We start from the raw sequence: 12,688 nt of genomic DNA on the forward strand, positions 1-12,688 counted from the left end.
CTGGTTCGTCGGACCCGGTCACGCACCGCCCGACGGTCACACCGAGACAGATCGCAAAACCGGGCCCCACAACCGGTGGGGTCGCTGAATTGCGCAGTGACCACACGAAAGATGAAGACATGGCTGTCAAGATCAAACTCACGCGGCTCGGCAAGATCCGCAACCCCCAGTACCGCATCGTCGTCGCCGACGCGCGCACCCGCCGTAACGGCCGCGCGATCGAGACGATCGGCAAGTACCACCCGAAGGAAGAGCCGAGCCTCATCGAGGTCGACTCCGAGCGCGCCCAGTACTGGCTCGGCGTCGGCGCGCAACCGACCGAGCCCGTGACCGCCATCCTCAAGGTCACCGGTGACTGGCAGAAGTTCAAGGGCCTCCCGGGCGCCGAGGGCACTCTGAAGGTCGCCGAGTCCAAGACCTCCAAGCTCGACCTGTTCAACGCTGCGCTCGCCGCCGCCGACAGCGAGCCCGTCGCCGAGGCGACCACCCCGAAGAAGAAGGCCGCCAAGAAGGACGACGCACCGGCCGAAACCGCTGACGACGCATCCGGCGCCGAGGACAAGGCTCAGGCGTGAGCGCTGTCGTCGCCGATGCGGTGGAGCATCTGGTCCGCGGCATCGTCACCAACCCCGATGACGTCCGCGTCGAGCTGATCACCGGCCGACGTGGCCGTCTGGTCGAGGTTCACGTGAACCCCGAGGATCTCGGCAAGGTCATCGGCCGCAACGGCCGCACCGCGACCGCGCTGCGCACTCTCGTCTCGGGTATCGGTGGTCGTGGGATGCGTGTCGACATCGTCGACACCGATCGCTGATCTCCCGGAGTCCGATGGAGCTCGTGGTGGGCCGTGTGGCCAAGTCGCACGGTATTCGCGGCGAACTCGTCGTCGACGTCCGTACCGATGAACCGCAGGAGCGGTTCGCGCGTGGGACGACCCTGCTCGGCCGACTGCCGCGAGGCGCGGGCGAGCGCACTTTCACGGTGACAGCCGCCCGGGAACATTCCGGGCGGCTGTTGCTGTCGCTGGGCGAGGTGACCGATCGGTCGGCCGCCGACGCCCTGCGCGGCACGCTGTTCCTCATCGACAGCTCGGAGGTCGATTCGGGTGACGACCCCGACGCCTTCTACGACCACGAACTCGAGGGCGTTGCGGTCTCGACGATCGACGGTGTGGCCGTGGGCGTCGTCGATTCCGTCCTGCACCTGCCTGCCAACGACATCCTGGTCGTGCGCACCGACGCCGATCGGGAGGTTCTCGTACCGTTCGTCCGGGAGATCGTGCCGACGGTGACCCTCGACGGCATCGAGATCGATCCGCCGCCCGGCCTCATCGACGACGCGGCCGCCGACGCCGGTGGTGACGACGACGCCAACGGTTCGGCGCAGTGACCGGGGAATCGCCCCACGTGCGCATCGACGTCGTCAGCATCTTTCCCGAGTACCTCGAGCCGCTTCGGGTTGCGTTGTTGGGCAAGGCAATCGAGCGTGGAGTCGTCGAGCTCGGGGTGCACGACCTGCGTGCGTGGACCCACGACGTCCACCGCGGTGTCGACGACTCGCCCTATGGCGGGGGCCCCGGCATGGTGATGAAACCCGAGGTGTGGGGTCCGTGTCTGGACGAGGTGTGCCCCGACGACGCGCTGCTCGTCGTCCCCACCCCAGCCGGTGTGCCGTTCGATCAGGCCACGGCGCATCGCTGGAGCGAGCACCCACATCTGGTGTTCGCATGCGGACGTTACGAGGGCATCGACCAGCGGGTCTTCGACGATGCCGCACGACGGGTGCGCGTCGAGGAGGTCTCACTCGGCGATTTCGTGCTGATCGGTGGCGAGGTCGCCGCGATGGCGATGATCGAGGCCACCGTCCGGCTGATACCCGGTGTCCTCGGCAATCCCCGCTCCCACCAGGAGGATTCGTTCTCCGACGGACTGCTCGAGGGCCCCAGCTACACGCGGCCCGAGATCTGGCGGGATCTCCCGGTGCCGCCGATCCTGCTCTCCGGCGATCACGCCAAGATCGCCGCGTGGCGTCACGAGCAGTCGATGCAACGCACCCGTGAGCGTCGCCCCGACCTGTTACCGGGCGTCGATCACCCCGATCACTGACCGGTCCAATCCCTGTGGATTCCCACCCAACCGATGTCGGATTCGGGGGATATGATCGACCGATCCGTGTGAGTGGGGAGGCGACGGTGGGGGACTCCGGCAACAGTCGAGTGATCGGTGCGCGCTGGGCGGACATGCTCGACGAGGTCGAGCGGCAGCATGGCGAGGTGCGGCGGGTGGCCGACGCCGTCGCCGGTCTCACCGCCACGGCGACCAGCCCGGATCGCGCGGTGTCGGTGACCGTCGATGCGCGTGGCGTGCTGGTCGGCCTCGACATCACCGCGTCGGCCATGCGGCGCTATCGGGGAGAGCAACTCGCGCAACTGATCGTCGGACTCGTCGCCGATGCCGACGGCATGTTGCGCACCCAACGTGCGCAACTGCTCACCGCCGCGAGCACGGTCACGCCGGCGCTCACCGACATCGAGCCGTCCGCCCGATGACCGCCGATCCGCAAAGGGTCGACGTCGACACCGACGCCACCGGCACACTGCATGCCGCGCTCACCACCGCGGCCCGCCACCTCGACGACCTCGGAGCCGATCTCGAAGTGGTTCTGGCACAGCTCGATTCGGCACTCGGAGACGATCCCGGAGCGCTGCGGTTCCGCACCGGATTCGCCGGCGTCGTGAGCTCTCTCGCCGGTGCGATGGCGAGCGCCGTCCGCGACGTCACCACCCACGCGGCGTCGATCGACGCCGGGACCCGCGATCTCGTCGACACCGATGGTCGTGCGGCAGGCGGTTTCGACCATCGTGGGCGGCTGCGATGACGGCACGATGAGCGGGCAGCCGTGGAGCGGCGACACCCGTGCGCTGGCCGAGAGCCTCGTCCCGGGATGCTGGCCCACCACCGACGACGCGACCCTCCGTCAGGTCGCGACCGCACTGGCCGCCCTGCGCGAGCGACTCGAACACATCGCGGCCGACCTCGCCTCCGCATATCGCGACGTCGAGGGTGGGGACGGCCGTTTCACCCGGGCGATCCTCGCCGGACGCGAGCACCTCGTCGGCGGCGAGGACGCCGCGTTGCCCGCGACTGCACGAGCGGTGGCCGCCGCCGCGGACACCGTCGAGGCGTTCGCCGATCTGACCGCCGCGGCGCGTCTGCGAGTCGAGTTGGTCACGGCGATCACCGACCGTGACCAGATGCTCGGTGCGCTTGCCGCGGCACTCGGCGACGACACGTCTGCCGTGCGGGCCGCGAGTGCGGGCCGGATGGCACTGACGGCCGCCGGCGACGAGTACACCGAACAGTCCAGCGCGCTTGTGCAGGCCGACCCGTTAGCTGCGGGTGGCGGTGAGCACACCGATGATCGGACCGGAAGCTCCGCGGGCGCCACGAGTGGGATGATGCCGATGGGTGGCTTCGCCGGTCTCGGCGCGGCCGCGGCCGGCGCAGGTGTGGGTGCGGCGGCGCGGCGTGTTCCGGCCGGCCCCCGAACCGGTCCCGACGCGGAGTCCGACGAGCCGCCTGAACTGACCCGCGCCGAGTACGACGCGCTTGCCCGTCGGGCAGCCGCCCTGCACATGTCACTGCCCGGTGCCGTCGGATCGTGGGTGCAGGTCGCCGTCGGAGTGGGGGAGCACCCGCAGACCGGTCGGACGGTGGTGATCGCGACCAGCGACCCGGTGCCCTACCTGCGCCGGGGCATGTCGATACGGTCCGGTGAGGAACTCGTCGGTGACGGCCGTGCCCCGGAGATCGCGCTGCTGCACCATATGCAGAGCTCCGGCGTCACACCGTTGGCGGTCGCCTCCGCGTCACCGCCGTCGGCGCAGGCGCGAGCGGCGATCGCGGCGTCCGGCGCAGCGCTGGTCGCCGCCGCGGCACGGTCGTCGCGCGGTGTCGCCGGACCGTGACCGGCGATTTCGTCGGGCCGGGGGTCGTCTGGCACAATAGTCGGGTTGCCTGATGCCGGCGTCCCCTGCGGACGTCCATCCCGGTACACACCATGACTCGGAGCACGAACCGGTCGAACCACACTCCTGACCTCGGGTGATCCCCGGGGATCAGGGCGGGCCGCCAGGTTCCTCTGTTCACGCCACGCCAGAATAAGGACCACGACACATGAACATCCTGGACACCATCGACAAGCAGTCGTTGCGCGACGACATCCCCGAATTCGGTCCCGGTGACACCCTTGACGTCCACGTCAAGGTCATCGAGGGCAGCAAGGAACGCGTCCAGGTCTTCAAGGGTGTCGTCATCCGCCGCCAGGGCGGCGGCATCCGCGAGACCTTCACCGTCCGCAAGGTCTCCTTCGGCGTCGGCGTGGAGCGTACCTTCCCGGTGCACAGCCCGAACATCGCCAAGATCGACGTCCTCACCCGCGGCGACGTGCGTCGCGCGAAGCTGTACTACCTGCGCGATCTGCGCGGCAAGGCGGCCAAGATCAAGGAAAAGCGCTGACGCGTCTACCCTGACGACGTGGCTGACACCTATCGCGACGGCGACGGCGCCGGGGACGACCGCGCCTACGCCGCCGGCGGCACCGATCCCTCCGGCAGCACCGATCCCGCCGACGACGGTCCGCGAGCATCGCGGCCGTGGCGGACCAAGAGCGACAAGCCCGAGAAGAAGAAGGGTTCGCTGCTGCGGGAGACGATCATCATCGTCGCCTGTGTCCTGCTGATCAGCTGGATTCTGCAGACCTTCATCGGTCGTCAGTACGTCATTCCCTCCGAGTCGATGGAGCCCACCCTCATCGGGTGCACCGGGTGCTCCAACGACCGGATCTTCGTGGACAAACTCTCCTACACGTTCGGGGACCCCAAACCCGGCGACGTCGTCGTGTTCAAGGTTCCCGATTCGTGGGGTGAGGACGGCTGGGTGTCACCGCGATCCTCGAACCCGGTGGTACACCATCTGCAGGATGCGTTGTCCTGGTTCGGATTCGCTCCTCCCGACGAGAACGACTACGTCAAACGCATCATTGCTGTCGGGGGGCAGACAGTCGAATGCCGCAACAGCGAGGGCGTCGGTGTGAAGGTCAACGGCAAGGCGCTCAAGGAGCCCTACGTCAACATGGCGCTGCAGCAGCAGAACCTCGCCAACGGCACCGCCACGCCAAGTGCGATCGGTGACGACGGCAAGCTCAACAGCTGCCTGGGCAAGGATTTCGGTCCGATCACCGTGCCCAAGAACAGCGTGTTCGTCATGGGCGACAACCGCACCCGATCCTCGGACTCGCGCTACCACATCACCGCGAGCAGCGACGGCACCGTTCCGGTCGACGACATCCGCGGCAAAACGCAATTCATCATCTACCCGTTCTCCCGGATGGGCGGTGTGGGCTCGGTCGACCCGCAGCAGTGAGCGGCACGCCATGACCATCGATGTACTCGCCTGCGCGGTGTCACCCGCTCCGGCGTCGGCCGGCGAGGTGGCGTGATGAGCCGGTGGCCACCACGATTCCCGGTTCGCCGTGCCGCGGCTCTGCGGACCTACGAGTTCACCCTGCACCGCAGCGGGCTCGGGCCGGTCGCCGGTGTCGACGAGGCCGGGCGCGGCGCATGTGCCGGTCCGCTGGTCGTCGCCGCATGCGTGTTGCGGCCCACCCAACTCGCCTCACTGGCCGAGCTCGACGACTCCAAGAAGCTGACCGAGGCGGCGCGCGAGAAGCTCTATCGTGCGGTCACCCGCTACGCCGAATCGTGGTCGGTGGTGGTCATCGAGGCCGAGGAGATCGACCGCATCGGCATTCACGTCGCGAACATCGAGGGCATGCGCCGCGCGGTCGCCGGGCTCGACGTCGTGCCGGGATATGTACTCTCCGACGGCTTCCCGGTGCCCGGTTTGACGGTACCGTCGCTGCCGGTCATCGGCGGCGACGGTGCGGCCGCATGTATCGCTGCGGCCAGCATCCTGGCGAAGGTGACGCGTGACCGCATCATGGTCGCGATGGACGGCGAGGTGCCCGGCTACTCGTTCGCCGTCCACAAGGGCTACAGCACCGCGTTGCACATGTCCTGTCTGGACCGACTCGGACCTTCTGCGCAACACCGGATGTCCTACCGCAACGTCGCGTCGCGGCGGCTGCTCGCCACCGCGGAGCCCGGTGTCGGCGCGGCCGCGCCCGACGCCGGCGACCACGGTTCCCGCGATAGGCTTACAGGATGAGCGCTGAGGATCTCGAGAAGTATGAAACCGAGATGGAGTTGTCCCTGTATCGCGAGTACAAGGACATCGTCGGCCAGTTCACCTACGTGGTCGAGACCGAGCGCCGTTTCTATCTCGCGAACGCCGTCGAGTTGGTGCCCCGCAACGCCGAGGGCGAGGTCTACTTCGAACTCCGCATGAGCGATGCCTGGGTATGGGACATGTACCGCCCGGCCCGGTTCGTCAAACAGGTGCGTGTGCTCACCTTCAAGGACGTCAACATCGAGGAGCTCGAGAAGCCCGAGTTGCGGCTGCCCGACGAGCCCTGAGCCCGGCTGTGACCACAGTCTGGGAGTCGACGCTTCTCCTGACGTCGCTTCGTGGTGGGTTTTTTCGTACCTGATTTCTCCACAGTTTTCACCGTGTGCACGATGGTGGGGGTGTTGTGGGTCGTGGGGGTCGGTGGTGTGGGTGTGAGGGGCGATCGTTGTCGTCATGACAGCGGAACCTGTGAGAGCCCGGGGTGGTCGTCTGGGGCGGGCGGAGGTGGCCCGGCTCGGTGAGGATCGGGCGGCCGAGTTCGTGACCGAGCTGGGTTGGTCGATCCTGGAACGCAATTGGCGTAATCGTTACGGCGAGTTGGATTTGATCGCCTTTGACGGACGTCGGTTGGTGGTGGTGGAGGTCAAGACGCGGGCGTCGCGGGTCTTCGCCGACCCGGTGGCGGCGGTGACGGCCGACAAGTTGGCGCGGATGCGCAAGTTGACGCGGATGTGGTTGGCGCAGCAGAAGATCTGGTGGCCGGGCATTCGGTTTGATGTCATCTCGGTGCAGTTGGATCGGTCGAATCCGTCGGCGATGGAGCGGGCGGAGGTGCGCCATCATGTCGGTATCACCGAGTGAGGATCTGGTGCCGGCGCGTATGTCGTTGGGGCGCACGCATTCGGTGGGTTTGAATGCGTTCGAGGCCAAGCCGGTCGAGGTGCAGGCCAATGTGGGCCAGGGGCTTCCGTCGTTTGCGATCGGCGGAAACGTCGATGCGTCGTTGCGGGAGGGCCGGGATCGGATTCGGGCGGCGATCAGCAACTCGGGGTTCACGTTTCCTGATCTGAAGGTGACGGTCAATCTGTCGCCGGCGACGATGCCCAAGCGTGGTTCGGCGCATGATCTGGCGATCGCGGTGGCGATTCTGGCTGCGCGTGACCAGGTTTCGCCGGTGAAGTTGTCCTCGACGGTGATGTTGGGGGAGTTGGCGCTCGACGGTGGTATTAGGCCGGTGGCCGGGGTGTTGCCTGCGGTGATCGAGGCGCGGAATGCGGGATTTGCGCGGGCGGTGGTGCCGTTGGCGACGGTGGCCGAGGCGTCGTTGGTGTCGGGGATCGAGGTCGGTGGGGCGCGCACGTTGGGGGAGGTGGTGCGGTGGCTGGCGGGGTCGTTCGTGCTCGACACGGTCGATGAGAATGCGGTGCCGCCGCCGGCGGCCGCGGTTGCCGACATGGTCGACGTGGTGGGCCAGGCGCAGGCGCGGCATGCGCTCGAGATCGCTGCTGCCGGAAGCCATCACGTGTTGATGACGGGGCCGCCCGGGATCGGGAAGACGATGCTGGCGCGGCGGTTGCCGGGAATTCTGCCGCCACTGGACGACGAGGAGTCGCTGGAGGTGACGGCGATCCATTCGATCGCGGGGGTGCTCTCACCGGGGTCGCCGTTGGTCAGTGCGCCTCCGTTCATCGATCCGCATCACACGACGACGACCACCGCGCTGCTCGGTGGCGGTACCGGGATGGCACGGCCGGGGGCGGTGTCGTTGGCCCACCGCGGAGTGCTGTTCCTCGACGAGTGCGCCGAGATGGGCCCGAAAGTCCTCGACTCCCTGCGCCAACCGGTCGAGGAGGGGGTGGTCAAGGTGCCGCGGCGCGACGGGGTGGCCGTCTATCCCGCGCGTTTCCAATTGATCCTGGCCGCCAATCCGTGTCCGTGCGCACCGACCCGGGATGTGCAGTGCATTTGTAGTGCGGTGGTCCGGCGGCGCTATCTCGGCAAACTGTCGGGACCGCTGATGGATCGCGTCGACATCCGGGTGCGGATGGATCCGCCCGGCAACGTCGCGCTGGCCACCGAGACCGGCGAGTCGAGCGCCGACATCCGCGCGCGGGTCACCGCGGCGCGCAGCGCTGCTGCCGAGCGATGGCGCGAATTCGGTTGGCGCACCAATGCCGAGGTACCCGGCCCGGCGTTGCGCAGGCGTTTCCGGCTGCCGCCCAAGGTCGTTCGGCCGGTGGACCTGAGCCTGCGCGAGGGGCGCCTCACCGCGCGCGGCGCAGATCGCGCGCTGCGGCTGGCCTGGACGCTGACCGACCTGGCCGGGGGCACGGTGCCCACCGAAACCGAAGTGGCCCAAGCACTTCTCTACCGCGATCGGGGGAGCTATCGATGACGACGACCGAATCCGAACGACGCGCGTGGGCCTATCTGGCCCGCGTCGCCGAACCGCCGTGTGTGCCGTTGACAGCACTGGTCTCCGAGATCGGCGTCCTCGAGGCCGCGGCGGCCATCGCGCGCGGGCAGGTGCCGCGCGGGCACGAGGCCGTGCTCAAGGCGACGCAGGCGCGTGCCGGCGACGACCGCTCGGAGTCGGACCTGGCGGTCGCCGAGAAATGTGGTGCGCGGCTGGTGACCCCCGACGACGACGAATGGCCGGGGTTTTCGCTGCTGGCACTGGCGAACGCCGACACCGGTGAGCGCGGTGGGATGCCGCTGGCGCTGTGGGCGCGCGGCCCGGCCCGGCTGGACGATCTGGCGGCGGCCTCGATCGCCCTCGTGGGATCGCGTGCCGCCTCGTCGTACGGCGAGCACGTCACCGGCCTGCTCGCGGAGGAACTCGTCGACCACGGGTGGGGCATCGTCTCCGGTGCCGCGTTCGGGATCGACGGGGTCGCCCATCGCACGGCGCTCGCCAGTGGCGGAGCGACGATGGCGGTCCTGGCATGCGGTATCGACCGCGACTATCCCGCTGCGCACTCCCGTCTGCTCGCCGAGATCGCCGAGCGCGGTGTCATCGTCTCCGAGTACCCGCCGCACACCACCGCGGCGCGCCACCGATTCCTCACCCGCAACCGTCTCGTCGCCGCCCTGTCGAACGCCGTGGTGGTGGTCGAGGCGGGCGCCCGCTCCGGTGCGGTGAGCACCGCCGCGTGGGCGGTGAAACTCGGGCGACCGCTCGGTGCGGTGCCGGGGCCGGTCACCTCGGCGACGTCGGTCGGCTGTCACGAGCTGATTGCCGACGGACGCGCCGCACTCGTGGCCGATGGCGCCGCCGTGCGGACGATGGCGGCCCCCGACGGCGGGGGAGTCGCCGACCGGGGAACGCCCCGCAGCACCGATGGACTCACGCCGATTCAACAGCGCGTCCACGATGCGCTGCCGGGTCGCGGCGCAGTCACGGTCGAGGAGGTGGTGTTCTCGGCCGGCGTCGAGATCGGCGAGGTCCGGGCGGCACTTGCCGTGTTGGAACTCGGTGGTCTGGTGGCCATGGAGGGCAGCGGATGGCGCCTGGCCTGACGCCTTCACCCGGACCCGCAGGTTAGGTTGACCTAACCCGGCGTACTGTGGTTCGGGTGAAGGAGGTCCCATGGCCAAGCGAGTGAACACGATGACGGTCCTGCGGCGTGAACAGATCACCCCGCACATGGTGCGACTGTTTCTCGGGGGCGACGGATTCGACGACTTCGTGCCCGCCGTCGGCAGGGACGGACGTGCCGAAACGGACATGTACGTCAAGCTGATCTTCATGCCCGAGGGGGTGGAGTTCCCCGACGACTTCGACCCACGGGCATCGAGATCGCTTCCGCCCGAACAACAACCGACGCTGCGCACCTATACGGTGCGTAAGGTCGACGCCGAGCGTCGAGAACTGCTCATCGACTTCGTCGTGCATGGCGACGAGGGGCTCGCCGGGCCCTGGGCGGCGAGTGTCGAACCTGGTACCACCGTGCACTTCCTCGGCCCGGGTAGCGGATATCACCCCGATCCGGCCGCACCGTGGCACCTGCTCGCCTGCGACGAGGCAGGTCTGCCCGCCGTCGCCGCGGCCCTCGAGGCACTGCCCCCCGATGCCGTGGCCAAGGTCTTCATCGAGGTTGCCGGCCCCGACGACGAACTCGAGTTGAGCGCACCCGCCGGCGCCGAGATCACCTGGCTGCATCGCGGTGGCGGGGCAGGCGAGGTCGGCGAGGACAAGGCCGGCGACAACGCACCGCTCGTCGCTGCGGTCCGGGAGGCAGCCTGGCTCGAGGGAGAGCCGCAGGTGTTCATCCACGGTGAGGCGCAGGCCGTCATGCACAACCTGCGCGCCTACGTCCGCAAGGAGCGCGGGGTGGGTGCGGCCAACGCATCGATCTCCGGGTACTGGCGCCGCGGCCGTACCGAGGAGGGATTCCGGCAGTGGAAGGCCGAACTCCGCGAGACCGAGGAAGGCGCCGAGAAGCCAGGGCTCGGACAACGGGTGCGCAACCTCGTTCGTTGAGGCCACCTCGACCCGTCACGATCGGGTCCGGGCTGTACCGATCCGGCAACGACACGGCGTGTGTGGTTGCCGGATCGGCGGTCGAGCGATGTGCTCACCGCATGACCGATGCAGACCGGGCCGACCGGGCCGACCGGCCGGGCTCCGTCGACGGCGTGGGCGCCGACGTCGGACGCGGATCCACGGTGCTGGCCGACTTCGCCGAGTATCTGCGATTCGAGAAGGGACACAGCGAGCACACGATCCGCGCCTACTCCGGTGACGTTCGCGGACTCATCAGTTTCGCCGGAGCACGTGGCGCGGCGATCTCGGCGATCGATCTCGGCCTGCTGCGCGCGTGGCTGGCCGAACACACGCGCCGCGGCGCCGCCCGCACCACCGTTGCCCGCCAGGTGTCCTCGGCGAAGACCTTCTGCGCGTGGGCCGTTCGCGAAGGTCTACTCGCGAGTGATCCGTCGACGCGGCTGCAGGCGCCCCGGGCGCATCGCACCCTGCCTGCAGTGCTGACCGCCGAGCAAGCCGCTGCCGCGGTGTCCGCCGTGTCGCCGGCACACACGGGCGATTCCACCGCCGAGGACGACGTCGGCCCGATCGCCCTCCGCGACCGGGTCATCCTGGAGTTGTTGTACGGCAGTGGGATCCGCGTCGGCGAGCTGTGCGGACTCGATCTCGACGACGTCGACACCGGTCGCCGGGTCCTGCGGGTGATCGGCAAGGGCGACAAGCAGCGGACCGTTCCGTTCGGGGCACCCGCCGACCACGCCCTACAGGCCTGGCTGTCCCACGGTCGCCCCCGCCTGGCCACCGACGGCTCCGGCGCTGCGCTGTTGCTCGGGGCGAGGGGTGGACGCCTGAACCAGCGCACGGCCCGGACGGTGGTGGCCACGGCTGTGGCCGCGATCGACGGACCGCGCATGGGACCGCACGGACTGCGCCACAGCGCCGCAACGCATCTGCTCGAGGGTGGCGCCGACCTGCGGGTGGTGCAGGAGCTGCTGGGCCACTCCTCGCTCGCCACCACCCAGCTCTACACCCATGTCAGCGTCGAACGCCTGCGCGCAGCTCATCAGCAGGCCCACCCCCGCGCGTGAATCACTCACGGTGACACCGGACCGTCGACCGGTTTCAGTCGCACCCGCACCGCGCCGAGGAGGGCCAGCGGGTTGAGATAGTCCGCCGCGCGGCCGCTCCCACGCCGTGCTCCCCAATGCAGGCACGCCGCCGCCGTGCATCCGGGGTGGCCCGCCTCGATCGTCCCGATCGCCTGTCCACGACGCACCCGGACACCCCGACCCACGCCGGCGCGCACCGGCTCGTAAGTGGTGATCACCCCGTCGTCGTGCTCGATCGACACCGTCGGTTTGCCCGCCACGATCCCGGCGAAGCGGACGATCCCGTCACCCGCGGCCAGGACCGCGGTGCCGGAGGTGGTGGCGAGGTCGATTCCACGGTGCCCCGGCTGCCAGCGCCGGGTCGGTTCGTCGAACCCGCGGACCACCGTCGGCCGGGGCGACAGCGGCACCGAGTATCGCGAACCCGGTGGCGCGCTGACATTCGCCGCGGAGGACGGCTGCGCGCCGACGAATGCGGGTACCGCCAGCAGCAACGACACCACGACGACGAGTTCTGCCACGCCGATGACAAGGGCGCGCCGAAGGCGCAGGGGAATGGTCATGACAGATCAGACGCAGCGCACCGACGATCGGCTCCCTTTGTGTCGAACGAATTCCGCGGCCGCAGGTCGTCGGCCGCGATCCACCGAGCTGTGCAGGGCAGATTTTGGAGCTGTGCAGGGCATACGCGTAGACTGATCGGGCACCTCGCCGACGGCGGGGTGACTTCGCGCGCTCGTCACCAGATCGCCTCCCGTCGTGGAGGAGGTCGACAACCCTCCGCGTGGGCGGTCCCGGTACCTCCGGGTTCCGCGCGGACACGGGCGCCAGGGTTCGGACCACCC

General features: G+C 69.0%; 17 protein-coding genes. 16 read left to right on the plus strand and 1 reads right to left on the minus strand.

The genetic code is table 11. From position 1 onward, the window contains the following. Positions 1-119 precede the first annotated feature (119 nt). The 16 genes from rpsP to GOPIP_RS18625 all read left to right on the plus strand — a co-directional run bounded on the left by rpsP (position 120) and on the right by GOPIP_RS18625 (position 11,822). On the plus strand, positions 120-575 hold the full coding sequence (gene rpsP, locus GOPIP_RS18550; protein WP_006371301.1) for a 30S ribosomal protein S16: 456 nt from the start codon (positions 120-122) through the stop codon (positions 573-575). Then, on the plus strand, positions 572-814 hold the full coding sequence (locus GOPIP_RS18555) for an RNA-binding protein (protein WP_006371302.1): 243 nt from the start codon (positions 572-574) through the stop codon (positions 812-814). The genes rpsP and GOPIP_RS18555 overlap by 4 nt, the downstream gene beginning before the upstream one ends. Positions 815-828: 14 nt before the next feature. Beyond that, positions 829-1,389, plus strand: a complete 561-nt coding sequence (gene rimM, locus GOPIP_RS18560) for a ribosome maturation factor RimM (protein ID WP_006371303.1) — start codon at positions 829-831, stop codon at positions 1,387-1,389. Between the two features lie 17 nt (positions 1,390-1,406). Next, positions 1,407-2,105 carry a tRNA (guanosine(37)-N1)-methyltransferase TrmD gene (gene trmD / locus GOPIP_RS18565; protein WP_170320229.1) on the plus strand — a complete coding sequence of 233 codons (699 nt, stop codon included), beginning with the start codon at positions 1,407-1,409 and terminating at the stop codon, positions 2,103-2,105. Positions 2,106-2,173: 68 nt separating this feature from the next. Next, positions 2,174-2,548: a YbaB/EbfC family nucleoid-associated protein gene (locus GOPIP_RS18570; RefSeq protein ID WP_006371305.1), complete on the plus strand. Its 375-nt coding sequence runs from the start codon at positions 2,174-2,176 to the stop codon at positions 2,546-2,548. Further along, positions 2,545-2,877, plus strand: a complete 333-nt coding sequence (locus GOPIP_RS18575; protein WP_006371306.1) for a hypothetical protein — start codon at positions 2,545-2,547, stop codon at positions 2,875-2,877. Before GOPIP_RS18570 ends, GOPIP_RS18575 begins: the two co-directional genes overlap by 4 nt. A 7-nt stretch (positions 2,878-2,884) precedes the next feature. Continuing rightward, entirely contained in the window at positions 2,885-3,967 is a 1,083-nt protein-coding gene (locus tag GOPIP_RS18580; protein ID WP_006371307.1) for a hypothetical protein, read from the plus strand. Positions 3,968-4,175: 208 nt separating this feature from the next. Then, a complete protein-coding gene (rplS, locus tag GOPIP_RS18585; RefSeq protein WP_006371308.1) occupies positions 4,176-4,517 on the plus strand; it encodes a 50S ribosomal protein L19 in 342 nt (113 codons plus the stop codon). 18 nt (positions 4,518-4,535) lie between these two features. Then, on the plus strand, positions 4,536-5,423 hold the full coding sequence (gene lepB, locus GOPIP_RS18590; protein ID WP_006371309.1) for a signal peptidase I: 888 nt from the start codon (positions 4,536-4,538) through the stop codon (positions 5,421-5,423). Between the two features lie 75 nt (positions 5,424-5,498). Further along, positions 5,499-6,227 (plus strand): ribonuclease HII, encoded by a 729-nt coding sequence (locus GOPIP_RS18595; RefSeq protein WP_006371310.1) that lies wholly within the window; start codon positions 5,499-5,501, stop codon positions 6,225-6,227. Beyond that, a complete protein-coding gene (locus GOPIP_RS18600; RefSeq protein WP_006371311.1) occupies positions 6,224-6,535 on the plus strand; it encodes a DUF2469 domain-containing protein in 312 nt (103 codons plus the stop codon). Before GOPIP_RS18595 ends, GOPIP_RS18600 begins: the two co-directional genes overlap by 4 nt. Positions 6,536-6,701: 166 nt before the next feature. Continuing rightward, on the plus strand, positions 6,702-7,109 hold the full coding sequence (locus tag GOPIP_RS18605; protein ID WP_026920180.1) for a YraN family protein: 408 nt from the start codon (positions 6,702-6,704) through the stop codon (positions 7,107-7,109). Positions 7,110-7,128: 19 nt separating this feature from the next. After that, positions 7,129-8,643, plus strand: coding sequence for a YifB family Mg chelatase-like AAA ATPase (locus GOPIP_RS18610; RefSeq protein WP_014359749.1), 1,515 nt, complete (start codon positions 7,129-7,131; stop codon positions 8,641-8,643). Continuing rightward, positions 8,640-9,767 carry a DNA-processing protein DprA gene (dprA, locus tag GOPIP_RS18615; protein WP_006371314.1) on the plus strand — a complete coding sequence of 376 codons (1,128 nt, stop codon included), beginning with the start codon at positions 8,640-8,642 and terminating at the stop codon, positions 9,765-9,767. Before GOPIP_RS18610 ends, dprA begins: the two co-directional genes overlap by 4 nt. A gap of 70 nt (positions 9,768-9,837) precedes the next feature. After that, entirely contained in the window at positions 9,838-10,731 is an 894-nt protein-coding gene (locus tag GOPIP_RS18620) for a siderophore-interacting protein (protein ID WP_006371315.1), read from the plus strand. Positions 10,732-10,832: 101 nt separating this feature from the next. Continuing rightward, positions 10,833-11,822, plus strand: a complete 990-nt coding sequence (locus GOPIP_RS18625) for a tyrosine recombinase XerC (RefSeq protein WP_006371316.1) — start codon at positions 10,833-10,835, stop codon at positions 11,820-11,822. 5 nt (positions 11,823-11,827) lie between these two features. Here GOPIP_RS18625 and GOPIP_RS18630 read toward each other — a convergent pair whose 3' ends face one another. Then, positions 11,828-12,406 (minus strand): M23 family metallopeptidase, encoded by a 579-nt coding sequence (locus GOPIP_RS18630; RefSeq protein ID WP_006371317.1) that lies wholly within the window; start codon positions 12,404-12,406, stop codon positions 11,828-11,830. Positions 12,407-12,688 lie beyond the last annotated feature (282 nt).

Source organism: Gordonia polyisoprenivorans NBRC 16320 = JCM 10675 (genome assembly GCF_000241325.1).
Lineage (GTDB): Bacteria > Actinomycetota > Actinomycetes > Mycobacteriales > Mycobacteriaceae > Gordonia > Gordonia polyisoprenivorans.